General features: G+C 72.0%; 19 protein-coding genes. 14 read left to right on the top strand and 5 right to left on the bottom strand.

Annotated elements, in window-relative coordinates; translation table 11 throughout:
* Positions 1-162: 162 nt before the first annotated feature.
* Genes ACIQZN_RS13955 through ACIQZN_RS13945 form a run of 3 tightly spaced genes read left to right on the top strand, consistent with a single transcriptional unit; the run spans position 163 to position 2,968 of the window.
* The gene (locus tag ACIQZN_RS13955; protein WP_403992136.1) at positions 163-1,008 is read left to right on the top strand and encodes a hypothetical protein; all 846 of its coding nucleotides are present in this window, start codon (positions 163-165) and stop codon (positions 1,006-1,008) included.
* Positions 1,009-1,043: 35 nt separating this feature from the next.
* Complete coding sequence (fahA, locus tag ACIQZN_RS13950) at positions 1,044-2,279, top strand: fumarylacetoacetase (RefSeq protein WP_403992133.1); 1,236 nt, start codon at positions 1,044-1,046, stop codon at positions 2,277-2,279.
* Positions 2,276-2,968, top strand: coding sequence for an IclR family transcriptional regulator (locus ACIQZN_RS13945; protein ID WP_403992131.1), 693 nt, complete (start codon positions 2,276-2,278; stop codon positions 2,966-2,968). The genes fahA and ACIQZN_RS13945 overlap by 4 nt, the downstream gene beginning before the upstream one ends.
* Positions 2,969-3,008: 40 nt before the next feature.
* On the opposite strand, the gene ACIQZN_RS13940 is transcribed toward ACIQZN_RS13945, so the two are convergent.
* Complete coding sequence (locus ACIQZN_RS13940; RefSeq protein WP_403992128.1) at positions 3,009-4,193, bottom strand: cellulose-binding domain-containing protein; 1,185 nt, start codon at positions 4,191-4,193, stop codon at positions 3,009-3,011.
* Between the two features lie 357 nt (positions 4,194-4,550).
* Between ACIQZN_RS13940 and ACIQZN_RS13935 the strand changes: the two genes are divergently transcribed.
* The 8 genes from ACIQZN_RS13935 to ACIQZN_RS13900 all read left to right on the top strand — a co-directional run bounded on the left by ACIQZN_RS13935 (position 4,551) and on the right by ACIQZN_RS13900 (position 17,817).
* Positions 4,551-5,537, top strand: coding sequence for a polysaccharide deacetylase family protein (locus tag ACIQZN_RS13935; protein WP_403992125.1), 987 nt, complete (start codon positions 4,551-4,553; stop codon positions 5,535-5,537).
* A gap of 142 nt (positions 5,538-5,679) precedes the next feature.
* Entirely contained in the window at positions 5,680-6,426 is a 747-nt protein-coding gene (locus ACIQZN_RS13930) for a GntR family transcriptional regulator (RefSeq protein ID WP_403992123.1), read from the top strand.
* Positions 6,427-6,508: 82 nt separating this feature from the next.
* Positions 6,509-8,164 (top strand): purine-cytosine permease family protein, encoded by a 1,656-nt coding sequence (locus ACIQZN_RS13925; protein WP_403992121.1) that lies wholly within the window; start codon positions 6,509-6,511, stop codon positions 8,162-8,164.
* A 30-nt stretch (positions 8,165-8,194) separates the two neighbouring features.
* Positions 8,195-11,776, top strand: coding sequence for an urea carboxylase (gene uca, locus ACIQZN_RS13920; RefSeq protein ID WP_403992118.1), 3,582 nt, complete (start codon positions 8,195-8,197; stop codon positions 11,774-11,776).
* The gene (gene atzF, locus ACIQZN_RS13915) at positions 11,773-13,500 is read left to right on the top strand and encodes an allophanate hydrolase (RefSeq protein WP_403992116.1); all 1,728 of its coding nucleotides are present in this window, start codon (positions 11,773-11,775) and stop codon (positions 13,498-13,500) included. Before uca ends, atzF begins: the two co-directional genes overlap by 4 nt.
* A 138-nt stretch (positions 13,501-13,638) precedes the next feature.
* Positions 13,639-14,409, top strand: coding sequence for a triphosphoribosyl-dephospho-CoA synthase (locus ACIQZN_RS13910; RefSeq protein ID WP_403992113.1), 771 nt, complete (start codon positions 13,639-13,641; stop codon positions 14,407-14,409).
* 111 nt (positions 14,410-14,520) lie between these two features.
* Complete coding sequence (locus ACIQZN_RS13905; protein ID WP_403992110.1) at positions 14,521-16,233, top strand: PP2C family protein-serine/threonine phosphatase; 1,713 nt, start codon at positions 14,521-14,523, stop codon at positions 16,231-16,233.
* A 75-nt stretch (positions 16,234-16,308) separates the two neighbouring features.
* A complete protein-coding gene (locus ACIQZN_RS13900; RefSeq protein WP_403992107.1) occupies positions 16,309-17,817 on the top strand; it encodes a DUF4246 domain-containing protein in 1,509 nt (502 codons plus the stop codon).
* Positions 17,818-17,883: 66 nt separating this feature from the next.
* Here the strand turns inward: ACIQZN_RS13900 and ACIQZN_RS13895 are convergent, their stop codons facing one another.
* Complete coding sequence (locus ACIQZN_RS13895; RefSeq protein ID WP_403992104.1) at positions 17,884-18,717, bottom strand: PIG-L family deacetylase; 834 nt, start codon at positions 18,715-18,717, stop codon at positions 17,884-17,886.
* Between the two features lie 156 nt (positions 18,718-18,873).
* Here ACIQZN_RS13895 and ACIQZN_RS13890 point away from each other — a divergent pair, with 156 nt between their 5' ends.
* Positions 18,874-19,725, top strand: coding sequence for an alpha/beta fold hydrolase (locus tag ACIQZN_RS13890; RefSeq protein WP_403992101.1), 852 nt, complete (start codon positions 18,874-18,876; stop codon positions 19,723-19,725).
* A 28-nt stretch (positions 19,726-19,753) separates the two neighbouring features.
* Positions 19,754-20,989: a DUF6357 family protein gene (locus tag ACIQZN_RS13885; protein ID WP_403992098.1), complete on the top strand. Its 1,236-nt coding sequence runs from the start codon at positions 19,754-19,756 to the stop codon at positions 20,987-20,989.
* Positions 20,990-21,001: 12 nt separating this feature from the next.
* On the opposite strand, the gene ACIQZN_RS13880 is transcribed toward ACIQZN_RS13885, so the two are convergent.
* From ACIQZN_RS13880 to ACIQZN_RS13870, 3 genes are read right to left on the bottom strand one after another with little or no spacing between them, the layout of a single operon-like run.
* Entirely contained in the window at positions 21,002-21,406 is a 405-nt protein-coding gene (locus ACIQZN_RS13880) for an FKBP-type peptidyl-prolyl cis-trans isomerase (RefSeq protein ID WP_403992095.1), read from the bottom strand.
* A gap of 26 nt (positions 21,407-21,432) precedes the next feature.
* Positions 21,433-22,074, bottom strand: coding sequence for a transcriptional regulator (locus ACIQZN_RS13875; RefSeq protein WP_403992092.1), 642 nt, complete (start codon positions 22,072-22,074; stop codon positions 21,433-21,435).
* Complete coding sequence (locus ACIQZN_RS13870; RefSeq protein WP_403992089.1) at positions 22,071-23,252, bottom strand: pyridoxal-phosphate dependent enzyme; 1,182 nt, start codon at positions 23,250-23,252, stop codon at positions 22,071-22,073. Before ACIQZN_RS13870 ends, ACIQZN_RS13875 begins: the two co-directional genes overlap by 4 nt.
* 570 nt (positions 23,253-23,822) lie before the next feature.
* Here ACIQZN_RS13870 and ACIQZN_RS13865 point away from each other — a divergent pair.
* A complete protein-coding gene (locus tag ACIQZN_RS13865) occupies positions 23,823-26,150 on the top strand; it encodes a chitobiase/beta-hexosaminidase C-terminal domain-containing protein (protein WP_403992086.1) in 2,328 nt (775 codons plus the stop codon).
* Positions 26,151-26,287: the final 137 nt, after the last annotated feature.

Below are 26,287 nucleotides of genomic sequence, written 5' to 3'. Positions count from 1 at the left end.
GAGAAGGTGCCGCCAGAATCGAAGGATGACGCATTCACGTCAATGAGTTGGCCTAGACCATTGCGCATTCTTGAAGATCCCACCCGCGCCCGCCTGAGCCGCGTGACCGATATCAGAACACGCTCTGTCCGTATTACGAGGGCCTCGGCTAGGGTGTCGCGCGTGTCCTTCCCTCTCGCCTTCCGTCATCTCGTGGACGACGCAGCGGTCTTCCCGCCCGGCCTGGCCCCGCTGCCGCGTGCGGTGACCGAGCACGCCGGGCATCTCGCGTCCGGCCACGCCGAGCTCGTCGGCCCCTTCGTGGTCGGCGCCGACCGGCTCGCCGAACTGGCCGGACTGGCCGAACCCGGGCTGTTCCCCGGCGGGCTGCGGGTGAGCGTGGTGGCCGGACCGGCCGCGCTCCCGGCGGTCCTGACCGCCCTCGCGGGGACCGACCGGCTCGTGCCGGCGGCCCTGGAGTTCAAGCCGGACCCCGCCAGGCCGCCCGGCCCCCAGATCGGGGAACTGGCCGCACTGGGCTTCCCCGGCACGGTGTACGTGGAGGTGCCGCGCCCCGGTACGCCGGAGTGGGAGCAGGCGCTCGCACCGGCGGTACGCCACGGCTTCCGGCTGAAGTTCCGCACCGGCGGGACCGAGGCGGCGGCGTTCCCGTCCGAGGACGAGGTGGCGGCGTGGATCCACGGGGCGGTCGCCGCCGGGACCCCCTTCAAGTGCACGGCCGGGCTGCACCACGCGGTCCGGCACACCGCCGCCACCACCGGTTTCGAGCACCACGGCTACCTCAACGTGCTCCTGGCGGCGGCCCGGGCCCGCGCCGGCGCACCCCTGTCCGATGTCCGCGCGGCCCTCGCCGAGCGCGACCCGGAGGAGCTGGCCCGCGCCGTGACCACGCTCCCGGCCGCCGAGGCCGCCGCCGCGCGGGAGGCCTTCGTCTCGTACGGGTCGTGCAGCGTGCTCGAACCGCTGGAGGACCTGACCGCCCTGGGCCTGCTCGGCCCGGCCGCCTGACCCCACCTGACCACCCGTCACCGAAGGGCCCACGTATGTCCACCACCCACCCCGCCACCTGGGTCGAGGCCGCGGCCGGCAGCGCGTACGACGTCGACAACCTCCCGTACGCCGCGTTCTCCACCGAGGACACCGCCCCGCGCGTCGGCGTCCGCATCGGCGACCACGTCCTGGACCTGGGCGCCGCCGCCACCGGTCTTCGCCCCGACTGGGCGCCGCTGCTCGACGCGCCCGCACTCAACCCGCTGATGGCGGCGGGCGCGACGGTGTGGGCGGAGGTCCGGGCCTGGGCGACCGGTCTGCTCACCGACCCGGCGTACCGCGACCGGGTCCGACTGGTGCCGCTGGCCGAGGTCACCCTGCGTCTGCCGTTCGAGGTCGGGGACTACGTCGACTACTACGCCTCCGTGGACCACGCCACCAACGTCGGGCGGATCTTCCGGCCGGACGGGGACGCCCTGATGCCCAACTGGCGCCATCTGCCGGTCGCGTACCACGGCCGCGCGGGCTCCATCGTCGTCTCGGGCACCCCCGTGCACCGCCCCGCCGGACAGCGCAAGGCCCCCGCCGACCCGGCGCCCACCTTCGGCCCGTCGCTGCGCCTGGACATCGAGGCCGAGCTCGGCTTCATCGTCGGCCGCACCGTCCCGCTCGGGCAGCGCGTCGCGACCTCCGAGTTCACCGAGACCGTGTTCGGCGTCACCGGCGTCAACGACTGGTCCTCGCGCGACATCCAGGCCTGGGAGTACGTCCCGCTGGGCCCCAACCTCGGCAAGTCCTTCGCCACCAGCATCGGCGCCTGGGTCACCCCGCTCGCCGCGCTGGAGCACGCCCGCACCGAGCTGCCCGGCCAGGAGCCCGCCGTACTGCCGTACCTGCGCGAGGAGGGCCCGTCGGGCTACGACATCGACGTGGAGGTCGAGGTCAACGGCACGGTGGTGGCACGCCCGCCGTACGCCTCCATGTACTGGTCACCCGCGCAGATGCTGGCCCACCTCACGGTCAACGGCGCCTCGCTGCGGGTCGGCGACTTCTACGCCTCGGGCACCATCTCGGGCCCCGACAAGCACCAGCGCGGCTCGTTCCTCGAACTGTCCTGGGGCGGCAAGGAGACCTGGACGGCGGGCGGCGAGGAGCGCACGTTCCTGGAGGACGGCGACGAGGTCGTCCTGCGCTACTCGGCGCCGGGCGCGCGGGGGCGCATCGGCCTGGGCGAGGTCCGTGGCAGGATCCTCCCCACCATCCGGCCGCTCCCCGAAGAGGTGGAATGACACCGCCGAACGACTCCGAGAGCGGCGGCTCGCAGACCCTGGAGCGCGGGCTCGCCCTCCTGGTCGAACTGGGCCGCCACCCGGCGGGGCTGACGACCAGTCAGGTGTCGGCCGCGACGGGGTTCCACCGCTCCATCGCGCACCGCCTGCTCGTCTCGCTCCACCGCACGGGGTTCGCCGCGCGCGACGACAGCGGCCGCTACACCGTGGGCCCGGCCGTGACCGGGCTCCTCGGCGGCACCGGCCCCAGTCTGCGGACCGTCGCGGAGCCCGTCCTGCACCGCCTCGCCCGCCGGCTGGACGCCACCGCGAGCCTGGTCGAGGCGGTCGGCACCGCCGCCGTCACCACGGTGGTGGCCGAACCGCCGACGGACGGCCCCCTGTTCTGGTACCGCAAGGGCAGCCGCGACCCCCTGGACCACGGCTCCGGCGGTCTCGCCGCCCTGGCCTCCGGTCCCCCGCGCACCGCCGAACCGCCCCGCGTACCGGCGATCCGCGAGACCGGTTACGTCATCACCCACAGCGAGGTCAACATCGGCGCCCACGGCATCGCGGCCCCCCTGCCGGGCTGGCCGGTCCGGGCCGCGATCAACGTGGTCACCTCCGACCCCGACCTCGCCGACCGGGCCGTCCCGCACGTCCTGGAGGCGGCCGCCGCGATCGGCACGCTGGGCGACCACCTGGGGTGAACGGCGTACCGGCCGGGGGCGGCCGGTACGCGTCCGCCTCTCAGCAACCGATCGGCGCCGAGCCCACGGCCACGTCGTCGAACCACAGGGTGTCGTCGCCGACCCCGTAGCTCTCCCAGCCCAGCCGCAGGGCGGTGGGCCGGGGCGGGGTGGTCCGCGAGAGCCACTGGTCGTCCACGTCACGCGTGGGGACGCCGTCGGCGTGCAGACCGGGCACCTGCTCGTCGCCCAGCCAGGTGTCGAGCCCCGGGGCCGAGGTGTCGACCGCGAACCGCAGGCACTGCCAGCTGCCCGTGGGCAGGGGCCTGCTCAGCCCCACCCCGGTCGGGCTCTGCGCCGGGAGCGTCGCGTCGTCGCTCTCCCGGTTCCACTGGAGCGCCCCGTTCTGCCCGCCGATCCGCAGGGCCTTGCCGCCCTGGGAGCTGTCGGGCATCGACACGAAGGCCACGTGCGCGGCCGGGAGCGCCGTGGTGTGCCGCACCCACATGCGTACGTACAGCTGGGGACCGACCGTCGAGAGGTCGGCGGTGGAGGCCACGAAGGCGTGGTTGCAGTAGCCGGCCTTCCCGTCCAGCCGCAGCGAGCGCGTGCCGCTGTGCGCGGTCTCCGTGTCCACGGCGGCCGTTCCGGTGCCCTGGCAGTCGGGCGCGGTGAACCGCCAGTTCCCGGCGGGGGCCGGGCCGGCCTGGTCCTCGAAGTCGTCGCAGACGACCGCGTCACCGCACTCGGCGGAGGGCGGTGTGGTGGGCGGCGGTGTCGTGGGAGGCGTGGTCGGGGGTGTGGTGTCCTCGCCGCCGCAGGAGACGCCGTTGAGCGTGAAGCCGGTGGGCGCGGGGCCGCCCGACTGCGAGGTCCCCTGCACGCCGAAGGAGACGGTGCCGCCTTCGGCCACCGCCCCGTTCCAGGCCGTGGCGACGGCGGTGACGGCGTGGCCGGTCTGCGTGACGGTGGCGTTCCAGCCGGAGGTGACGTGCTGGTCGCCCTCGTACGTCCAGGTCAGCCGCCAGTCGCTGAGCGCGGGGCCCTCGTTGGTGACGCTCACCTCGGCGGTGTAGCCGCCGGTCCACTCGTTGGCGGTGTAGTCGACCTGGCACCCGGGCGCGGACTCCGCCGCCGCGGCCGGTCCGCCGGCGGGCATGGCGACGAAGAGCGACAGGGCCAGCGCGACGACGGAGCCGGCCGCCGTCCAGGGTCTGCGCGGTAAGCGGCGGGGGTGGATGGTCATGTGCGCCTCCTCGGGGCGTGGGGAATTGTGGGAGCGCTCCCATGTATGACAGCGAGTTGACGGCGCACTGTCAATACGGTGGCGGGCGAAGACTTCCGAGGGTCCGAAAGTTTCGCCGTACGATCCCCTGCCACGACACCGCCGCAGCCTCGCCCACCCTCTCGACATCCGGACAAGCCACCCCTCATGCCCGCTGACATGCACTGTTGACACGCGAATCCGACACAGCGGGAGACCGACGCTTTCGAAACTCTTGCCGAAACCATTGACAGTCGCTCACGAGGCCCAAAAACTCCGTGCTCAGGCCCGGCCGTGCCGCCCGTGCGGCCGGAACTCCCCTCACCTGGAGGACAGTTCATGCGTCTCCGCTTCCCCCGCCGCCCGGCCGCCCTGGCGTCGGGGCTCGTGCTCGCCTCGGCGAGTTCCCTGGGTCTGACCGCCACGGCCGCCGCCCCGGCCCAGGCCGCCGCCTGCAACGGCTACGTGGGTCTGACGTTCGACGACGGCCCGTCCAACGACCACACCCCCGCCCTGCTCAACGCCCTCAAGCAGAACGGTCTGCGGGCCACCATGTTCAACGAGGGCCAGTTCGCCGCCTCGTACCCGGCGCAGGTGAAGGCCCAGGTCGACGCGGGCATGTGGGTCGGCAACCACAGCTACACCCACCCCCACCTCACCCAGCAGAGCCAGGCCCAGATCGACTCGGAGCTCTCCCGCACCCAGCAGGCCATCGCGGCCGCCGGCGGCGGCACCCCGAAGCTGTTCCGGCCGCCGTACGGGGAGACCAACGCCACGCTCAAGGCCGTCGAGGCCAAGTACGGGCTCACGGAGGTGATCTGGGACGTCGACTCGCAGGACTGGAACGGGGCGAGCACCGACGCGATCGTCCAGGCCGTGTCGCGCCTCACCGACGGCCAGGTCATCCTGATGCACGAGTGGCCCGCCAACACCCTGGCCGCCATCCCGCGCATCGCCCAGTCGCTCGCCTCCCGGGGCCTGTGCTCCGGCATGATCTCGCCGCAGACCGGGCGGGCCGTCGCCCCCGACGGCAGCAGCGGCGGAGGCGGCGGGAACACCGGCGGCTGTACGGCCACCCTGTCCGCGGGCCAGAGCTGGGGCGACCGCTACAACCTCAACGTCGCGGTCTCCGGCTCCAGCAACTGGACCGTGACGATGAACCTCCCGTCCCCGGAGAAGGTCCTGTCCACCTGGAACATCAGCGCCGGCTACCCCAGCGCCCAGGTGCTGACCGCCAAGCCCAACGGCAGCGGCAACAACTTCGGCGTCACCATCCAGTCCAACGGCAACTGGACCTGGCCCACGGTCTCCTGCGCGACCGGCTGACCACCCCGCCCCCATGGTGAAGCGCCCCGCGCCCGCGTGCGGGGCGCTTCGCCGTGCCCCGGGCCGGCGTGAGCTGCCGGAAACCAGTAGTTCACTCCGCCGTGGACTCCGGTGAAACAACCGGTTCCTAGCGTCTCCGCCCATGGATGCGACGCTGGATACGACGCTGTATACGCCCACGGACACCGCGCGGGGCACGGACTCGGAACCCGCGCCCTCGCTCCGCGAGACGGTGTACGGACAGCTGCGCGCGGCCGTGCTCGACGGCGAGTTCGGGCCGCGCGAGCGACTGGCCGAGACCCGGCTCGCCGCACGCTTCCGCGTTTCACGGACCCCGGTGCGCGAGGCCCTGGCGCGCCTGCTCGCGGACGGCCTGATCGAGCGCGGGGACGGCGGCTTCTTCGTCACGATCCCCAACCTCGCCCAGCTGCGCGACCTTTACGAACTCCGGGTCACCCTGGAACTGCGCGGCATCGCCCGGGCGATCGACGACCCGTCCGTACGGCATGATCCGGCCGTCCTCACGGCCGAGTTGGACCGCTGGTACGCCATGCGCGAGCGGCCCCCGGACCCCGATCCCCGCTTCGTCGTCCAGGACGAGCGCTTCCACGCCGAGCTCTCCCGCGCCTCCGGGAACCCGGCTCTGACGGACGCCCTCGTGGCCGTGGGCGAGCGCATCCGCTGGGTCCGGATGTACGACTTCCTCACCCCGGACCGGGTCGGCACCACCATCACCGAGCACATCGCGATCATGGAGGCCGTCCTCGACGGCCGCCTCACCGACGGCCACCGCGCTCTGCACGCCCATGTCGGCGACTCCATGGCCGTCGTGCTCGAAAGGGCACAGCGCGCCATGACGCAGATGGCCCTGCACGCCGACCGCGTCTGAGACCCCGGCGGCCGACGACGTCCGCCCCCGCCCGTCCTCAGCACGGCCTTCCCTCCGCTCACCGCTCCCCGAAGGGCTGCCCATGAGTACGACCGAGTCACGTGCGACGTCCACACCACCGACCGCCACCGGGAACCGGGCCACCAGCGAGACGCTGGAGGACTACACCCTCCGTTTCGCGCCCCGGAGTTACCGCCGCTGGACCCCCGCGGTCGTGGCCACCACCGCCCTGGGCGGCATCGCCTACATGGCCGACTTCTCGATCGGCGCGGGCATCGGCCTGGCCCACGGCACCGGGAACGCGCTCCTGGCCATCGCGGTGGCCGCCGTCGTCATCTTCGCCACCGGCTTCCCGCTGGCGTACTACGGCGCCCGCTACAACCTCGATCTGGACCTGATCACCCGTGGCTCCGGCTTCGGCTACTACGGCTCGGTCCTGACCAGCGTCATCTTCGCCAGCTTCACCTTCATCTTCTTCGCCCTCGAAGGCTCGATCATGGCGCAGGGCCTGAAACTGGGCCTCGGACTGCCGCTCTGGCTCGGCTATCTCGTCTCGACGCTGATGGTCATTCCGCTGGTGATCTACGGAATGTCGGCGCTCAGCAAGCTCCAGGTGTGGACCACGCCGATCTGGCTGCTGCTCATGGTCGGCCCGCTGGTCTATCTGGTCGCCACCGACCCCGGCACCGTCGACCGGTTCCTCTCGTACGCGGGAACGGACGGCAAGGGCGGCATCGACACCGCGTCCGTGCTCCTCGGTGCAGGCGTGTGCCTCTCGCTCATCGCGCAGATCGGCGAGCAGATCGACTACCTGCGCTTCATGCCGCCGAAGACCGAGGCCAACAAGCGCACCTGGTGGACCGCCGTCATCATGGCCGGTCCCGGATGGGTGGTGCTCGGCGCGCTCAAGCAGGCCATCGGGGTGTTCCTCGCCGTGTACATCATCGCGGAGGTCGGCGCCGACGCCGCGCCCGAGCCGATCCAGCAGTTCCGGGGCGCGTTCGACGCGATGCTGCCGTCCTGGCTGGTCGTCCCGCTGGCCGTGGTCCTGGTGGTCATCAGCCAGATCAAGATCAACGTCACCAACGCGTACTCCGGTTCGCTCGCCTGGACCAACTCCTTCACCCGGGTCACCCGGCGCTACCCGGGCCGGCTGGTGTTCGTCCTGGTCAACCTCGGCTTCGCGCTCGCGCTGATGGAGGCCGACATGTTCAGCTTCCTCAACGACATCCTCGGCTTCTACTCCAACTGCGCCATCGCCTGGATCGTCACCGTCGCCACCGACATCGGCGTCAACAAGTACCTGCTGCGCATCTCGCCGCTCCGGCCGGAGTTCCGCCGGGGCATGCTGTACGCCGTCAACCCCGTCGGCGTGATCGCCTTCACCGCGGCCTCCGGCCTGTCGATCGCGATGTACTTCCACGCCCTGGGCGACGCCCTCCAGCCGTACTCCCCCGTCGCCGCCGCCGTGATCGCCTTCGTGCTGACGCCCCTGGTCGCGTACGTCACCAAGGGCCGCTACTACCTGCGCCGCACCGACGACGGCCTGGACGAGCCGATGCTCGACGCGGACGGCAACCCGAGCGCGGTGACCTACGACTGCCACGTCTGCCACCAGTCGTACGAACGCCCCGACCTCGCCGCCTGCGCCACCCATGACGCGGTCGTCTGCTCGCTCTGCCTGAGCACCGACGGCGTGGGCGACCACGTGCTGCCCGCACAGCCGCCCGTCGCCTGAAACCCGGCCCCGTACCCAGGAGTTGCCGTCATGTTCGACACCCTGCTCATCGCCAACCGCGGCGAGATCGCCTGCCGGGTCATCCGCAGCGCCGAAGCCCTCGGCCTGCGTACGGTGGCCGTGTACTCCGACGCCGACCGCACCGCCCCGCACGTCCGCCTCGCCGACGAGGCCGTGCGCCTCGGCCCCGCCCCCGCCGCCGAGAGCTATCTGCGGGCCGACGCGGTCCTGGAGGCCGCCCTCGCCACCGGGGCCGGGGCGGTGCACCCCGGCTACGGCTTCCTGTCCGAGAACACGGCGTTCGCCGCCTCCGTGGAGAAGGCGGGCCTCGCCTTCGTCGGCCCCACGCCCGCCCAGCTGGAGGTGTTCGGCGCCAAGCACACCGCACGGGACGCCGCGCTCGCGGCGGGCGTGCCGCTGCTGCCCGGCAGCGGGCTCCTCGCCGACGAGGAGGAGGCCCTGCGCGCGGCGGAGCCGATCGGCTACCCGGTCATGCTCAAGGCGACCGGCGGCGGAGGCGGCATCGGCATGCAGGCGTGTGCCGGGCCCGGGGAGCTGCGGGACGCCTTCGCCCGGGTGTCGCGGCTGGCCCGGGGCAGCTTCGCCGACGGCGGGGTCTTCCTGGAGCGTTACGTGGAGCACGCCCGCCACGTCGAGGTGCAGGTCTTCGGGGACGGCGCCGGCTCCGTCGTGGTGCTCGGCGACCGCGACTGCTCCCTCCAGCGGCGCAACCAGAAGGTGCTGGAGGAGGCCCCGGCGCCGGGCCTGCCGCCGCATCTGCGCTCCGTACTCCACACCGCCGCCCGGGAGTTGTGCGCATCGGTGGACTACCGGTCGGCCGGGACGGTGGAGTTCGTGTACGACCCGGTGCGCGAGGAGGCGTACTTCCTGGAGGTCAACACCCGTCTCCAGGTGGAGCATCCGGTGACCGAGGAGATCCACGGCATCGATCTGGTCGCCTGGATGCTGCGGCTGGCGCGCGGCGAACGCGGGTTCCTGACGGAGCCGGCCGCCCGGGGCCACGCGGTCGAGGCGCGCGTCTACGCCGAGGACCCGGGCCGGGACCACCGGCCGAGCTCCGGCCTGCTGACCCGGGTCGGGTTCCCCGCCGGCGTACGGGTGGACGGCTGGGCGGAGACCGGGCAGCACGTCTCCACGGCGTACGACCCGATGCTCGCGAAGGTCGTCGCGACCGGCGACACCCGTGCGGAGGCGTTCGCCCGGCTGGCCGAGGCCCTGGACGGGACGGTGGTGGACGGGGTGGAGACCAATCTCGGGCTGCTGCGCGCCGCCTGCCGCGCACCGGTCGTGCTCGAGGCGCGGCACACCACGGCGACCCTGGCCGGTCTGCGCGACCCGCGCCCCCGGATCGACGTGGAGCGCGGGGGCGCGCAGACCACGGTGCAGGACTGGCCGGGGCGCACCGGCTACTGGGAGGTCGGCGTCCCGCCCGGCGGACCGATGGACGACCTCTCCTTCCGGCTCGGCAACACGGCCGTCGGCAACCCGGAGGGCGCCGCCGGCCTGGAGTGCACGCTGGAGGGGCCCGCGCTGCGCTTCTCCGCGCCGGTCACCGTCTGCGTCACCGGTGCCCCGGCCACGGTCACCGTCGACGGCCGCCCCGCGCCCATGTGGGAGCCGGTCGAGCTCGCCGCCGGGCAGCTGCTCGACGTGGGCACCGCACAAGGCCCCGGGATGCGCACCTACGTCCTGGTGCGCGGCGGCCTCGATGTGCCCGCCTACCTGGGCAGCGCCGCCACCTTCACGCTCGGCGCCTTCGGCGGCCACGCGGGCCGCGCCCTGCGCACCGGTGACGTGCTGCGGCCCGCCCGGCCCGGGACCGACGCACCGGCGCCCGCTCCCGTACCGGCCGCCTCGCGTCCGCACTTCGCCGCGCACTGGCGCATCGCGGTCAGCGAAGGGCCGCACGCCGCACCGGACTTCCTCACCCGGGAAGGCATCGGGACGGTCTACGGGACGCACTGGAAGGTCTCCGCGCAGTCGGCGCGCACGGGGGTGCGTCTCGTCGGCCCCCGCCCCGAGTGGGCCCGTCCGGACGGCGGCGAGGCGGGACTGCATCCGTCCAACGTGCACGACACCGCGTACTCAGTGGGCGCGGTCAACCTCACCGGCGACACCCCGGCCATCCTCGGCCCCGACGGACCGAGCCTGGGCGGTTTCGCCTGCCCGGTCACCGTGGTGCGCGGCGAGCGCTGGAAGACCGGGCAGCTCCGGCCCGGCGACACCGTGCAGTTCGTCCCGGTCACCGAGCGGACCGCCGACGCGCTGCGCCGGACCCCCGCGCTCCTCACGCTCCCGGCCCCAGGCGGCCCGGACGGCGACGACGGCGTGCTCGGCCGCCGCCCCGCCACCGACGCCGCCCCCGAGGTCACCTACCGGCGGGGCGCCGACGACAACATCCTCGTCGAGTACGGCCCGATGACCCTCGACCTGGGTCTGCGGATGCGCGTCCACGCCCTCGCCGAGCACATACGGGCGCTCGCACCGCGCGGACTGGTCGACGCCACTCCGGGCGTACGCTCGCTGCATCTGCACACCGATCCGGACGTGCTGCCGCTGCGCACCCTGCTCGGTCTGCTCCGGGAGGCCGAGGACCAGCTGCCGGCCACCGCCGAACTGCGCGTGCCCAGCCGGGAGGTGCACCTTCCGCTGTCCTGGGACGACCCGACCGTGGACGAGGCCATCGACCGCTACGCCGCCTCGGTGCGCGGGGACGCCCCCTGGAACCCGTCCAACATCGAGTTCATCCGCCGTATCAACGGCCTGGCCGGCGTCGAGGACGTACGCCGTACGGTCTTCGACGCCCGCTATCTCGTCCTCGGCCTCGGCGACGTCTACCTCGGCGCCCCGGCCGCCACCCCGCTCGACCCGCGCCACCGCCTGGTGACCACCAAGTACAACCCGGCGCGCACCTGGACGGCGGAGGCCGGGGTGGGCATCGGCGGCTCGTACCTGTGCATCTACGGGATGGAGAGCCCCGGCGGCTACCAGCTCATCGGCCGGACGGTGCCGGTGTGGGGCGGTCTGCGCCCGCCCCGCTCCTTCGCCGACGGCACGCCCTGGCTGCTGCGGTTCTTCGACCGGATCGTCTGGCACCCGGTCGATCCGGCCGAACTCCTGGACATCCGGGGCGATCTCGCCTCCGGGCGCACCGCTCTCGACATCCGGCCGGGCGTCTTCTCGCTCGCCGAGCACGAGGCGTTCCTGCGCGAGAACGCGGCGGACATCGCCGCCTTCCGGAACCGCCAGTCCGCGGCCTTCGAGACCGAACGGCTGGCCTGGGAGGCGGCGGGCGAGTTCGCCCCGCGCGCCGAACCGGAACCGGTCGCCGAAGCCACGGCCCCGCTCGCCCTCCCGCCGGGCTCGGGCCTGGTCGAGGCTCCGCTGAGCTCCACCGTATGGAAGGTGGAAGCCGGGCCCGGCACCCGAGTTGAGCCGGGACAGGCACTTCTGGTCCTGGAAGCCATGAAAATGGAGGTCGTGGTGCGCGCCCCCGCGCATGGCGTCGTCACCGACGTCCTCGTCGCCCCCGGACAGCAGATCGACGCCGGCACCCCGCTGGCCGTCGTCGCACGAGAGGAAGCAGCGTGACCCAGAGCTGCACCGCACGCGTCACCGCCGCCTACCGCCGCATCGCCGAGACCGACCGGCCGGAGGTGTGGATCGCCCTGCGCCCGGAGGAGGAGGTCCTGGCCGAGGCCACCGCCCTGGACGCCCGGCTGGCCGCCGGTGAACCGCTGCCCCTGGCGGGTGTCCTGCTCGCGGTGAAGGACAACATCGACGTGGCGGACATGGCCACGACGGCCGGCTGCCCCGGCTTCACCTACTTCCCGGACGCCTCCGCGCCGGCCGTGCGGCGCCTGGTGGACGCGGGGGCGCTCCTGCTGGGCAAGACCAACCTGGACCAGTTCGCGACCGGCCTGGTCGGGACGCGGAGCCCGTACGGTGCCGTGCGCAACTCCCTGCGCCCCGAGAAGATCTCCGGCGGGTCCAGTTCCGGTTCGGCGGTCGCCGTGGCCCTCGGTATCGCGGACATCGGGATCGGCACCGACACGGCGGGCTCCGGCCGGGTCCCCGCCGCCCTCAACGGCATCGTCGGCATCAAGCCCACGCTGGGCGTCGTGCCCACCACCGGTGTGATCCCCGCCGCCCGCTCCTACGACGCGGTCACGGTGTTCGCCCGCACCCTCACCGAGGCCCAGACCGCCATGGGCTTCATGACGGGCCCGGACAGGCATGACCCGCGTAGCCGGGCCTGGCCCGACGACGTCCGCCTGGCCGCGCCGGCCCGGCCCCGGATCGCGGTGCCCCGGGACGACGACCTCGCCCCGCTGTCGCCAGGGGGGCGCGCCGCGTTCGCGGCGGCCGTCAAGCAGTTGGAGGCCGCCGGCGCCACGACCGCCGTGGTGGACGTGTCACCGCTGCTGGAGGCGGCCCGGCTGCTCTATGACGGGGCGCTGGTCGCCGAACGCTACGCGTCCGTCGGCGACTTCATCGCGGAGCAGCGGTCGGCGGTGGACCCCACGGTCGCCCGGATCATCCTCGCCGCCGGCGCTCTGCCCGCCCATGCGCTCGCCGCCGACCAGGAGCGGCTGGACCGCTACCGGGCGCACGCGTACAGCCTTCTGTCCGGTTACGACGCGCTGCTGCTGCCGACGACCACCGGGCACCCGGACATCGCCGAGGTGCTGGCCGATCCGGTGGTGGTCAACTCCCGGATGGGCACGTACACGAACTTCGTGAACCTCCTGGACATGGCGGCCGTCGCGGTCCCGGCCGGGGAGGCCGACGGCAGCCCGTTCGGCGTCAGCGTCGTCACCCGCGCCTTCGAGGACCAGCCGGCCATCGACATCGCCGCCCTGTTCACCGGGGAGCAGGGACCGGGCCCCCTGCCGGACGTGGGCATCGGCCTCGCCGTGTTCGGCGCCCACCTGACCGGGCAGCCGCTCAACCACCAGCTCACCGATTCCGGTGCCCGGTACGCCGGTGAGGTGACCACCGCCGCGTCCTACCGGCTCACGGCGCTCGGGACGACCCCGCCCAAGCCGGGCCTCGTGCGCGTGGGGCCGAAGGACGGCGCGGCGATCTCGGGCGAGCGCTGGCTCCTGCCGCCCGCCGCCCTCGGGCGCTTCCTCGCGGCGCTGCCGGCGCCCATGTCGCTGGGCCGCGTCGAGCTCGACGACGGCAGTTGGGTCCTCGGCTTCCAGTGCGACCCGCACTCCGCGTCCGGGGGCACCGACATCACGGAGCACGGCGGCTGGCGCGCCTATCTGGAGGCGACCGGGGAGACGACCGGGGAGGCCACGACCGCCTGAGGGCGCGAGTGCGGGAAGGACGGCCCACACCGTAGGGACATTGGTCCCGGTTTGTCCCTGCGGTGGCGGGCATCACCCTGGAAGCCCGGCCCCGTGCCGGGCCCGTCCGAGCCGCACCGCCCAGTGGAAGCGATACGCATGTCCTCTCAGCACCTGCCCCGGATCGACGCCGACGGCCTCGCGGACCTCGCCGTCGCGGCCTTCACCCGCGAGGTGTTCCTCACGCCCAAGCCGGGACTGCCGGACACCCGCACCGCGCAGACCCCGGCCAACTCGGTGTTCTCCTCGCTCGTGGACGTCGGGGCACGGCTCCACGGCCCGTTGCGCGCGGCCGCCCACGCCGGACCGGACACCGGCGGGCTCGCCGCCGCCTGCCGCGCGGCCCAGGAGCTGCTGCCCGCCACCGCGTCCCTGCACGGCTTCGACCTGGCGGCCCGCGCGCTCTGCCTGCTGACGGCCGCGTGGGCGCAGGGCGCGACCGGCCCCCGGGACGCCTGCACGCGGGCCCTCGCCCTCGATGAGCGGGTGGGGCCGTCCGGCGGCCGCCGGGCCGGTCCCCATGACCTCACGACGACCGAGGCGGCACTCTCCGCCGTGCGCGAGGCCCGGGCCCGGGGCCTCGCCGAGGAGACCGCGCAGCTCGACGCGCTGCTCACGCTGATGGCGGCCATGGACGACGAGCGGGTCGTACGCGACAAGGGGCCGCTGGCGCTGCGGATCGTCCAGGAGGACGCCGCCGCGGTCCTGGCCGCCGGGGGCGCCGGGATGCCCGAGGGGCGCCGGCGCCTCGCCGAGCTGGACGAGCAGCTGACCCGGTACGCGATCTGCCCTGCGACCAGCGGCGCGCTGCACACCGTGGTGCTCTTCCTGGACTCGGTGGACAGCCGACCGCTCGCCGTCGCGGCGTAGTCCCCCCGGCTCCCGGGCGGCCGCCACCCGGCGTACACCGAGTGGCGCCCCCGGCCCCCCGCCCCGATGCTGTTCCGGCGCCGCCCGTACACCCGCACCGAGAGGCCCGACATGCCCGTGGACGAACCCCCTCCCGCGGGCGGCGCACGCGCACGTCTGGAACTCCAGGCGATCCGGGCGCTGCTGGACGCCCAGCGGCGGCGCGTCACCCGGTACGCCGAGCGGTACGGGCCCGCGCCCGACATCGTGGCCCCGGCCCCGCAGGCCGCCGCCACGTCGCCGCCCTCCGGTCAGGAGGTGCTCGACGCCCTCCCGGTGGCGGCCCTGCTGCTGACCCCGGAGTTCGGTGAGGACGGCGAGATCCGGGATGTCGTCCTCCTCGCCCGCAACGCCACGGCCCGCGCCGACGAGACCTCCCGGTTCCCGGGCGAGGCCCTGCCCCCGTGGACCGGACCGGTGTCGCTGTTCGAGCGGATCCCCTCGCTGGCCGCCACGGCGATCCCGCGCATGCTGACCGACGCGCACCACCAGGGTGCGCCCCAGCACAGCGACACGGTGGAGTGGCTGGTGAACACGCGCACGGGGCCGGTACGGGTCAGCGCGGAGGTCCGGATCGCCCCCTGCGGCGACCACTTCCTGCTCACCTGGGAACCGGGCGGCCGGCTCCACATGGCCGCCGCTGCCCAGCACCTGATGCGCACCTGCTGGGCGGAGTGGAATCTCGCCGACGACGGTATCCAGCCGTCCCGGGGGTTCCGCAAGGTGCTGGGCCTGGCGGAGAGCGCCCCGGTGCCCAGCCTGTCCGACCTGGCCGCGGCCACCACACCGGACTGCCTGACCACGCTGTACCAGGCGCTGTACGACGTCCTCCTGCGCAAGCGGGTCACCCGCTGCGAGCTGCGCTTCCGCGGCAGCGAGCGCGTCTTCCGCATGGTCGCCGAACCCGTGCGCATCGCGCCCGGCGGCCTGGTGTGGGCCCTACGGGCCGTCATGACCGACGTCACCACGGACCGGCGCAGGCGGGAGGCGACACGACGGGCCGAGCGCGAAGCCCGCCGAGAGCACGAGCGGGCCGACGCGGTGGCGGAGATCGCCGGGGTCCTGCGTGACGCGGTGCTGCCGCACTTCCAGGACGAACTGGACGGCTACGGCCTGGAGGTGGCGGCCGTCTACCGCCCCGACGCGCTCGGGGCCGGGGTCGGCGGCGACTGGTACAAGGCCCGCGGGCTGCCCGACGGGCGGCTGCTGCTGGCGCTGGGCGATGCCCGGGGCCACGGCCTGGAGGCGGTCACCCTGATGGCCAAGCTCCGTTACGCGCTCGCGGGGCTCGCGTACACCTCTCAGCCCGTGGAGCTGCTGACGCAGTGGCTCAACGAGGTGGCGTGCGCGGACGCCAGGGAGTCCACCGCCACCGCGATCATCGCCCACTACCACCCCGAGCACGCCCTGCTCCGCTGGACCTGCGCCGGGCATCCGCGCCCGGTGCTGCTGCGGGACGGCCGCGCCGCTCAACTGCCGGCGCCCGCCGGAGGGCCCGGGCTCACCCTGGGCGTGCTGCCTGGGACCTCGTACAACGCCACCGAGACCAAGCTGGAGACGGGCGACATCGTCCTGATGTACTCGGACGGGCTGACCGAGCGCCGCCCGGCCGACCCCGACCAGGACACCCACCGCTTCCTCGGCGCGGCCGAGAACTGCTTCCGGGAGTCCGCGCCGGGCCCCGGCCACGCCGGGCTCCAGGACTACGTCGAACGGCTCGTGGGCCTCCTGGACGGCCCCCACTGCACCGACGACGCGACCCTTCTGGCCCTGCGCCGGCCCTGACCGGTGCCCGGGGCGGTGTCAGTGGGCTCCCGTAGTCTTCCGGCCATCACTCACCGCCTGGAAGGACCAAGAGAGTTGACTGGCCTGTCCGCCTTTCCGCTGCCGTTCCACACCTCCCGCGCCCATGGGTCCACGCGGCCCCGCACCCTGCGCGAGCTGGAGATGATCGCGTGCGGCGCGCACCTTCGGGCGAAGCCGGGATGGTTCGAGAAGATGCACGACTCCGCCATAGCCGCCACGTGGGCGCGGGAGGCCGCCGACCAGGGCCTCACCGAGGCGCAGGTGCGCTTCGTCCTGGCCGAGCTCGCGCACTACGCACAGCTGCGGGACGCCCGTACCGGCATCGAGGTCTCCGCCGTGGACGGGGTCTGGCAGTCGGACGCGCTGATCGACACGGAGCTGCGGTCGCGGCTGCGCGAGGCGGTCCGGGTGCTGGAGGAGGTCCCCGAGGAGGAGAAGGACTGGCACCCGGGGTCGGACGGCCAGGTGCTGGACCTGGTGCATCCCTCGCTGTTCTGCCTGGTGCGGGACGTGAGCGGCGGCCCGGAGCGGGCCTGGGAGAACCCGGCGAACCGCTACTCGAAGTACGAGTTCTCGGAGCGGTTCCAGTGGCTGCCCACGGACGTCGACGTCAGCGCGGACGGCAAGGCCGCCTTCCGTTCGTACGTGAACAACGTCCACCCCGAGGACCACCGGGAGCTGGCCGCCGTCCTGCCGGAGCTGTTCACCCGGATGCTCCCGCTGCTGGAGAACGTGCTCACCGATCTGCGCCATCCGCGCCCGCCGAGGATCAAGGCCAACCCGTACGGCTGGTACGACTCGGAGCCGGAGCACCCGGACGAGGACGACTTCAGCGACGAGAAGGCGTATGAGGAGGCGGTCGACGCGTACGAGCTGGCCCAGGACGACTGGTACCAGAACCGTCGCCCGGTCATCCCGGACGCCCCGGAATTCACCGCGCCCGAGCCGGTCGCCGCGTCGGACCGGGTCGTCCTGCGCGGTCGCCGGCTCCAGGTCATCGCCAAGCTGGCGACCATCCACCTGACGCCGGAGAAGCCCGAGTACGCGGGCGGCTCCTGGCACGTCGAGGGGATGCTGAACGAGCGGATCGTGTCGACCGGCATCTACTACTGGGACAGCGAGAACATCACGGACAGCCGGCTGAGCTTCCGTGCCGCGGTCGACGACCCGGACTACGAGCAGAACGACCACAACGGCGTGAGCGACGTGTACGGCCTGGACGACGAGGGTCCGCTCAACCAGGTGCTGGGCTCGGCCTCGACCCCGGCCGGACGCTGCCTGGCGTTCCCCAACGTCCTTCAGCACCGCGTCGGTCCGTTCCGCCTCGCGGACCCGAGCCGCGCCGGGCACCGTAAGATCGTGGCCTTCTTCCTGGTGGACCCGTCGGAGACGATCGTCTCGACCTCCGACGTAGCACCGCAGCAGCCCTGGGCCGGGACGTCGACCATGACCCTGGACGAGGCGAAGGCGTACCGCGAAGAGCTCATGCGGGAGCGCAAGTTCTTCGTGGACGAGCACAACGAGCAGCTGTTCGAGCGGGAGTTCTCCCTCTGCGAGCACTGAGTACGCCCTCCGGCTCACACCCGGGCGGGGTGTGAGCCGGCAGGATCCGGCCGGACGGCCCGGAGGTCAGCGCAGTCCGGCGAAGAGGTCGTTCTCGGGGACGGGGGCGTTGGTGGTGTCCTTGACGCGCACGAAGGGTTCCACGCCCATCAGCTCGCCGAACCGCTCCTTGCCCATCTTGAGGAAGAAGATGTTCTCGCCCTGGCTGGCGTGCGCTGCCAGGGAGTCGAACTTCTGGCCGCTGAACGCGGTGGTGTCGACCCAGGTGGTGATCTCGTCGTCGGGCAGGCCGATCTCCGCCATCGCGGCGGTCTCCTCGGGGTCGGGCTCCGGCAGGTCCTCGCCGAACTCGCGCATCATCTCCCCGAAGCGCTGCATCATCGAGCGCGGTGCCGTCGTCCAGTAGACCTTGGGCGTCAGCCCGGTCATCTCCAGGGCGGCCATCGTGATGCGGTTGGCCTGGATGTGGTCGGGGTGCCCGTAGAAGCCGTTCTCGTCATAGGTGACGACCACATCGGGCCGGTAGTGGAGCATCAGCTCGGCGAGCCGGGCCGCGCCCTCCTCCACGGGCGTCCCCCAGAAGGAGCCGGGCGCGTCGTTGGCGGGCCAGCCCATCATCCCGGAGTCGGCGTAGTCCAGCATCTCCAGATCGCTGATCTTCAGGACCTCGCAACTGGCCTCCAGCTCCCGGCGCCGCATCACGGCGACGGCCGCCGGGTCGTGCCCGGGATCGCCCGGCTTCACGCCGCCCGGTCCGTCACCGCAACCGCCGTCGGTACAGGTCACCAGCACCGTGCGGATGCCTTCCGCCGCATACCGGGCGAGCACACCCCCGGTCCCGGTGGCCTCGTCGTCGGGGTGGGCGTGCACTGCCATGAGGGTCAGCGGCCGGTCAGTCATCACACAATCCTCCAGCGGGAACAAACATGCGGTGCGGGGGTGCGGCGGACGCGCCGCACCCCCGTCGATGCAACCGCCCGGACGGGACCCGGTGTTCCCGGTGGTGACGAACTCCTGGTGGAGCTGGTAGACACGGTCACGGTGAGGAGACGAGACATGGCTGAGGTGGACCTTTCGGCGGGCACGGTCGAGTACCAGGACACCGGCGGTGAGGGGCCGGTCGTGGTCCTGCTGCACGGCGTCGCGATGGACGGCACCCTGTGGCGGAACGTGGTGGCGCGGCTGCGATCCGATGTCCGCTGCGTGGTGCCGACGCTGCCGCTGGGAGGCCACCGCCGGCCGATGCGCCCCGACGCGGACCTGTCGATCGCCGGCGTGGCCCGGCTGGTCGCCGAATTCCTCGACCGGCTCGACCTGCGCGACGTCACGCTGGTGATGAGCGACTGGGGCGGTGCGCAGGCCCTGGTCTCCGAGGGCCGCGACGAGCGGATCGGGCGGCTCGTCATCACGTCGTGCGAGGCGTTCGACAACTTCCCGCCGGGCGTGCCGGGCAGCAATCTGTTCACCTCGGCGAGGCTGCCGGGCGGCATCAACCTCGCGTTCAGGCTGCTGAAGCTGAAGCCGATGCGCCGGCTGCCCGTGACCTGGGGCTGGATGAGCAAGCGCCCGGTCCCGCACGAGGTGATGGACGCCTGGTTCACCCCGCTGTGGACCTCCAAGGAGATCCGCCGGGACCTGCGCACGTACGTACTGGGCGTCCCGCCGAAGAGCGAACTGCTGGGCTGGGCGGAGAAACTGCGCGACTTCGACCGGCCCGCCCTCGTGGTGTGGGCGGCCGAGGACAAGGTCATGCCCCCGGAACACGGCCGCCGACTCGCCGAGCTCCTGCCCAAGGGCCGGCTGGTGGAGATCGAGGACAGCTACACCCTGATCCCCGAGGACCAGCCGGCAGAGCTGAGCGCCCACATCCGGTCCTTTGTACTGGACGACGGGGGTGCCTCCTCCTGAAGCCCCGACCGTGGGAAAGACTGGGGCTATGAGCGAGGTCGTATTCACGCGTAGGAGTGGCTGGATTCCGCGTGTGGTCCGCGAGGACGGGGTGCTGAAGCTGATGCTCGGGGCCGGGGCGGATGCCAATCATGAGCCCCGGACGTTCACGTTCCCGGTCGGGGAAGAGCATCTCGCGGTGATCCGGGAGGATCTGGGCAGGCATCTGCTGCTGTGGAGTGCGGTCCTGCCCCTGTGCGATGCCGCCGGAACGCGGGGCCGGCTCGATGAGGACGCCGCCGTCGCGCTCCTGGACCCGGTCCTGCTCGCCGCGCCCGCCGACGTCGACGCGTACTTCCGGCGCATCCCCTGGGACAAGGGCCGGCTCATCGCCCACGGGGCCGGCATCGACTTGCTCGAACGGGGCCAGGTCTGTGCCGCGATGCGCACAGCGACCGAGTCCTCCGACGCGAAACGGGCTCAGGAGTACCACGCGGAGCGCCGTCGGGCCGAGCGCGGCACCGTACTCGGTCCGCTCGACGCGGCCGTGCTGAGGTACACGGGCCAGTACGTGCACGGCGCGACGATCCCGAGGCGGCTGCCCGACGCCGTCGACCCGGCGCTGCTGCCCGAGGTCATGCGGGTGGTCGCCACCGCGGAACACGCGTGTGCCGGCCTGCGGATCGGCCGCGATCCACGACGGGGCAGGCGCGGCACGGACAAGCGGGACTGGGAGCGGATGGCGGCGACGGTCGAGTCGGCCGTACGCCGGGACCACCCGGAACTCGCCGATGACGCGGTGCGCACCCTGGGCTTCCTGATGTGCTCGGAGGCCGTCGACCGCGCCAGAAGCACGCCCCTGGCAGCGTACGAGGAGGCCGCCGAGGGTCGCCGGGCCCTGGCGTTCACCGATGACAAGGGCGCCGAGAAGAAGTGGCGCCCGGGCAGCCCCCGTAGCGCCGCCGTGGCGTTCTGGGAGTTCGTCGAGGAACGTGTCGGCTCGGCCAACGAGGTCTTCACCATCGAGGACGAGGAGCGCGGTGAGGGAATCCAGGTCCACTTCTACGCGGACTCCATCGCCCGGATCACGACCGTGCGCAAGGGGCGGGGCGGGGCCGAGCCGGAGTACCGGGTCGAGTACAGCCTGGTCGACGGGATGAGCGGGTACCGGCGCCTGGTGAGCGCCTTCGTCCGGGGCGGGTGCGCCGCGCTCGACGGGCTGGGCCCGTGGATCGCGGACCACGCGGAGTTCGAGCGCGCGCGTCGGGGGCGGGGCGGCCGGTAGGCGGTGCCGGGGTCAGGCCGGTCCAGTCGAGCCGCCCGGGCCCACCACCGTAAGCAGGTCCACGACGAAGACCAGGGTCGAGTTCGGCGGGATGAAGGCGGACGGTGACTGCTTGCCGTACCCGAGACGCGGAGGAACGATGATCTCGCGCCGGCCGCCTGCCTTCATGCCCCGCAGGCCCCGGTCCAGGCCCTTGATGGCCTTGCCGCCGCCCACGGCGAACTTGAACGGCCGGTCCTGCTCCCAGGAGGAGTCGAACTCCCTGCCGGACGCGAACGCGACGCCGACGTAGTGGACCTGCACCACCCGCCCGGGCAGCGCCTCCGGCCCCTCCCCCACAACGAGGTCCCGGGTCGTCAACTCGGTGGGCGCGGGGCCCTCCGGCACCTCGATCTCGGGCTTGGCCGGTTCACTCATCACGGATCCCTCGCTTGTCGGCACGGCTACTTCGTGTAGTTGTAGACGGTCGCCCGCGAAACGCCCAACTGGTCGGCGATGAGCTGGGCGGAGCTGCGGGTCTCGAAGAACCCGTCGTGGTGCAGCCGCCGGACCAGCTCGCGCTTCTGCTCGCGGTTGAGGCCGCGCGGGGTGCTGGAGCGTTCCGCCGCGAACGCGTCGATGACCGCCCGGAGTTCGCGGCCGCCGCGGTCGCGCAGTGTCTCCAGCACCTCGCCCTGGTGTTCGGCACCCGTGGCGACGAGGTTGGCGAGGGTCAGGGCCAGCGGCGAGAGCGTGCTGACGTCCAGGTTCAGGCAGAGGGCCGCGACATAGCGCCCCTCCGCGTTCCTGATGCCGATCGATGTGCTCTTGGCGGGGCGCCCGTCCGGGAACCGGTTGCTGTAGTTCTGGACGACGCCGGGGTAGTCGGGGTCCGCGATGCGGCGCAGGCCAAGTTCGGTGGCGGGGTCGCCGACCTGCCGTCCGGACAGATTGTTCTCGATCACGCGGATGGCGTGGTCGGGCCGGCGCAGATCGTGGAGGACGACCTCGCACAGCCCGGGGAACATGCGCCCGACCGCGACGGCGATGCGCTCGGCTTCCCGTACGAGGTGCTCGTCGTCCGGATCGCCGGTGGGGCCGGTCATCGGCCGCCCGCTTCCCGTACGTCGTCACCGGGGCCGTCGAAGACCGCGGCCATCCTCTCGGCGGACTTGAGCCCCGCGCCGGTGAGCACGACGACGGTCGTCTCGTCGGGTGCGATCTCACCGGACGCGATGAAGTGGTCGAGGGTCGCCGCCGCGACACTGCTGGTCGGCTCGGCGTACAGGCCGCGCGCGCTCAGGGCGCGGACGGCGGCGTGGATCTCCGCCTCGGGTACGGCGTACGCGGCTCCGCCGGAGCGGCGGACGGCCTCCACGGCCTCGGGCAGCCGGACCGGCCGGGCGATGGACGCGCCCTCGGCGATCGTCGGCACCCGCTCACCGCGCGAGCCCGGGTCGATGCCGTTGAACGTGTCGGCGATGGCCGCCCAGTGCTCGGGCTGTCCCACGAAGAGGCGCGGGCGCCGGGCGATCTGTCCGGCGGCGAGCAGCTCGCCGAACGCGAGGTCGCACCCGATGACATTGCTGCCGGCCCCGGCCACGAGGACCACGTTGTCGGGCGCGGTGAAGCCCAGGGACTCCCACATCTCGTAGGCGACGGTCTTGGTGCCCTGGATGAACATGGGATGCCAGTTGTGGCTGGCGTACGGAATCCGCTCCGCCTGCCGGATCGCCTCCTCCGAGACCTCGTCGCGCGTACCTTCCACGAGCTCGATCTCGGCCCCGTACGCCCGGGCCTGGAGGATCTTCGCCGCCGAGGTGGCGGCCGGGACGATGATCTTGGCCCGGATCCCGGCAGCGGCGGCGTAGGCGGCCACCGCGGAACCGCCGTTCCCCGAACTGTCCTCCAGCACGCGCTCAACCCCGTGCGCCACAAGGTGGGAGACCATCACGGACACCCCCCGGTCCTTGAAACTGGAGGTCGGATTGAACCACTCCAACTTGAAGTGAACCCGCCGCCCGCCCCAGTCGACCGGAATCATCGGCGTACAGCCTTCCCCCAGACTCACCCGCCGGTCAGCCGGCACGGGCAGGGCGGCGCGATATCGCCACAGGGACCGCTCGGCGGTATCGATCTGCTCCGGCCGCAGCCCCGCCACCGCACTGACGGCAAGGGGACCCCCGTCGTCACCCCGCCAGCGCGGATCATCCAGGGGGTAGCGCCTGCCGGACCGGTCGAGGAGGACGGGGACGGCGACACCTGAAGGCTGCTCATCGGTCATGGTCGATCCCGGCTTCCGTCTCACTGGGCGTACACCTCAGATTAGACGCATCATCCAGATATGAACAACAAATCCAAGACCGAGCCCGTCCAACGTCAACACCGCGCGGGGGCGCACAGCGGCTCAAGCGGGCACAGCGCGCAGAAGTCGGCCATGGGGCTCTCTCCTCACGTCGTCGGCTCGTCACCGTCCGTCTTCATGCCCTGCGGAACAGGTTTGCCCGCGCCGACCGTTCCTTACCCGAACCGCACCGCGCGAGTCCACCTCTCTGGGCGGAACTCAGATGCGACTTGACGCGTGATAAGCGTTCAAGGCTTGAAGCTTGTGCATCTTCTTGACGGTTCGCCCCTGTCACTCAACACTGCCTTGACGGCGCCAGCACCTCGCTCATCCGTAGATTGAGAGCGTTCTCAAGAGGTTCATTCAAAGGTCCGCAGAGTTGGCAAGGCGATGCCCGCACAGTGTCGAGACCGTCTGCACCCTGTCCTCCGCAGCGTTGATCCGGTGTTCACTTCACGAAACCAGGTGAAAGGACTCCCACCCATGCGCACAACCGTCCCACCCGGCCGCATGAGACCCCTGCAAGGTCCGAAGCACCGCGTCATCGCTCTGCTGAGTGCCCTCATACTCGCACTCGTCGGACTGCTCGGCTTCGATCAGAGCGCCGCTCCCGCCTCGGCAGCCGCGCCTGACTACACCCAGAGCGTCACTCAACTGAGCTCCACGCAAGCTCAGATCTCGTTCACACCGACCACGTCCGCGGTCTACGTCGATGTGCACTACCTGGTCAGCAGCGCCAACCAGCAGAACGTCCGTATGACGAACAATGCGGGCACGTGGACCCAGACCGTCGGCTCGCTCGCCAACGGAACGGTCCTGGAGTACTGGTTCACCTACGAGAAGAGCGGGCCGCAGTACGACACACCCCACTTCACGTACACCCAGGGCGGTGGTGGAACCGGCACTGTTGCCACCCCCACCTTCACTCCCGCGGCGGGCACCTACGCATCGGCCCAGAGCGTCACGCTCGCCGACGCGACCGCGGGCGCGAGCATCCGCTACACGCGTGACGGCTCCACCCCCACCGCGGCGTCCACTCTGTACAGCGGGCCGATCAGCATCACGGCCACCGCCACCATCAAGGCCATCGCCATCAAGTCCGGACTCGCCGACTCCGCGATCGCCAGCGCGACGTACACGATCGGCGCGTCGGCAAGCTGCCCCACCCAGTCGGACACGCCGAATTTCGGCCCGAACGTGCACATCTACGACCCGAGCATGTCCAGTGCCACCATTCAGGCACAGCTCGACGCGCAGTTCGCCCAGATGAAGGACACCGCCTCCGCGCAGTTCAGCGAGAACCGGGTGGCACAGCTCTTCAAGCCGGGTACGTACGCCGTCGACGACAATGTCGGCTACTACACCTCGGTGGCGGGTCTCGGGCAGAATCCGGGCGACGTGACGATCAACGGACACGTCACCGTGGACGCCTTCAACGCCTCGGACGCCGGCAACGCGACGCAGAACTTCTGGCGCTCGGCCGAGAATCTGGCCATCAATCCGGTGGGCGGGAACCGTTGGGCCGTGGCGCAGGCTGCGCCGTTCCGCCGGATCGACGTCCGCGGCGACCTGCAGCTCTACCCGGCCAGCTACGGCTGGGCGAGCGGCGGCTACATCGCCGACACCAAAGTCAGCGGCCAGGCGGCGTCCATCTCGCAGCAGCAGTGGTACACCCGGGACAGCAACCTGGGCAGCTGGGCCGGCGGCGTGTGGAACATGGTCTTCTCCGGCACCACCGGTGCTCCCGCGAACACCTTCCCCAACCCGCCCGAGACCACCTTGGCCACCACCCCGGTCTCCCGTGACGTGCCGTATCTGTACGTCGACGGCGCCGGGAAATACCGCGTGTTCCTTCCGTCGCTGCGCACCAACGCATCGGGGGCGAGCTGGGCGAACGGCAGCACTCCCGGCACCTCTCAGCCGATGAGCCAGTTCTACGTGGTCAAGGCCGGCGACACTGCCGCGACCATCAACAACGCCCTCTCTCAGGGCTGCAACCTGTTCGTCACGCCGGGCGTCTACCACCTGAACCAGACCCTGAACATCACCCGGCCCAACACGGTCGTCCTCGGCATCGGCTACCCGACCTTCGTCCCGGACAACGGCGTCAACGCGATCCAGGTCGCCGACGTGGACGGAGTCCGTCTCAAGGGCCTGCTGATCGACGCAGGAACCACCAACTCGGCGGCGCTGCTGACCGTCGGCCCGTCCGGATCGTCCGCGAGCCACGCGGGCAATCCGACGACCATCCAGGACGTGTTCTTCCGGATCGGTGGCCAGATCGCCGGCAAGGCGACGACCAGTCTGATCGTCAACAGCAACAACGTGATCGTCGACCACATCTGGGCCTGGCGGGCCGACCACGGCAAGGCAGGAAGCTTCGGCTGGACGACCAACACGGCGGACACGGGCGTGATCGTCAACGGCAGCAGCGTTCTGGCAACCGGTCTCTTCGTCGAGCACTACCAGAAGCACGAAGTCGTCTGGAACGGCCAGAACGGGAAGACGATCTTCTTCCAGAACGAGATGCCGTACGACGTGCCCAATCAGGGCGCGTGGATGAGTGCGGCAGGGGTCAACGGATATGCCGCCTACAAGGTGGGCGCGGGCGTCACTACCCACGAGGCGTGGGGACTCGGAAGCTACTGCTACTTCAACGTCAACCCCGCGGTGAACAGCTACCACGCCTTCGAAGTGCCCAACACTCCCGGCGTGAAGTTCCACAACGCTCTGACGGTCTCACTCGGCGGCGTGGGCTCCATCACCCACGTCATCAACGACGCGGGGGCGGTGACCGCCTCGAACACCACTCCCAGCAATGTGGTCGCCTACCCATGAGGCAATGACCTGACGTGAAAGGTTGACCGGGGCACCTCGCGGTTGCGAGGAGCCCCGGTCTTTGCCGTATGCGGCGCCAGCGAGGGCTGCGACGCCACTGGCATCGTCCTCGTCCAGAACGAGGAGGCCTTCCCACA

This window comes from Streptomyces sp. NPDC097595, from assembly GCF_044761525.1.
Lineage (GTDB): Bacteria > Actinomycetota > Actinomycetes > Streptomycetales > Streptomycetaceae > Streptomyces > Streptomyces drozdowiczii_A.
Note: the sequence above shows the minus strand (reverse complement) of the source record. Positions and strands in the feature narration are given on the sequence as shown.

Bases quoted from the DNA above. Each gene is read 5' to 3' on its own strand.
- fahA (WP_403992133.1), top strand. From the start codon at position 1,044: ATGTCCACCACCCACCCCGCCACCTGGGTCGAGGCCGCGGCCGGCAGC.
- ACIQZN_RS13905 (WP_403992110.1), top strand. From the start codon at position 14,521: ATGCCCGTGGACGAACCCCCTCCCGCGGGCGGCGCACGCGCACGTCTG.
- ACIQZN_RS13935 (WP_403992125.1), top strand. From the start codon at position 4,551: ATGCGTCTCCGCTTCCCCCGCCGCCCGGCCGCCCTGGCGTCGGGGCTC.
- ACIQZN_RS13870 (WP_403992089.1), bottom strand. From the start codon at position 23,252: ATGACCGATGAGCAGCCTTCAGGTGTCGCCGTCCCCGTCCTCCTCGAC.
- ACIQZN_RS13925 (WP_403992121.1), top strand. From the start codon at position 6,509: ATGAGTACGACCGAGTCACGTGCGACGTCCACACCACCGACCGCCACC.
- ACIQZN_RS13940 (WP_403992128.1), bottom strand. From the start codon at position 4,193: ATGACCATCCACCCCCGCCGCTTACCGCGCAGACCCTGGACGGCGGCC.
- uca (WP_403992118.1), top strand. From the start codon at position 8,195: ATGTTCGACACCCTGCTCATCGCCAACCGCGGCGAGATCGCCTGCCGG.
- ACIQZN_RS13865 (WP_403992086.1), top strand. From the start codon at position 23,823: ATGAGACCCCTGCAAGGTCCGAAGCACCGCGTCATCGCTCTGCTGAGT.
- ACIQZN_RS13910 (WP_403992113.1), top strand. From the start codon at position 13,639: ATGTCCTCTCAGCACCTGCCCCGGATCGACGCCGACGGCCTCGCGGAC.
- ACIQZN_RS13945 (WP_403992131.1), top strand. From the start codon at position 2,276: ATGACACCGCCGAACGACTCCGAGAGCGGCGGCTCGCAGACCCTGGAG.
- ACIQZN_RS13875 (WP_403992092.1), bottom strand. From the start codon at position 22,074: ATGACCGGCCCCACCGGCGATCCGGACGACGAGCACCTCGTACGGGAA.
- ACIQZN_RS13895 (WP_403992104.1), bottom strand. From the start codon at position 18,717: ATGACTGACCGGCCGCTGACCCTCATGGCAGTGCACGCCCACCCCGAC.
- ACIQZN_RS13885 (WP_403992098.1), top strand. From the start codon at position 19,754: ATGAGCGAGGTCGTATTCACGCGTAGGAGTGGCTGGATTCCGCGTGTG.
- ACIQZN_RS13930 (WP_403992123.1), top strand. From the start codon at position 5,680: ATGGATGCGACGCTGGATACGACGCTGTATACGCCCACGGACACCGCG.
- ACIQZN_RS13880 (WP_403992095.1), bottom strand. From the start codon at position 21,406: ATGAGTGAACCGGCCAAGCCCGAGATCGAGGTGCCGGAGGGCCCCGCG.
- ACIQZN_RS13890 (WP_403992101.1), top strand. From the start codon at position 18,874: ATGGCTGAGGTGGACCTTTCGGCGGGCACGGTCGAGTACCAGGACACC.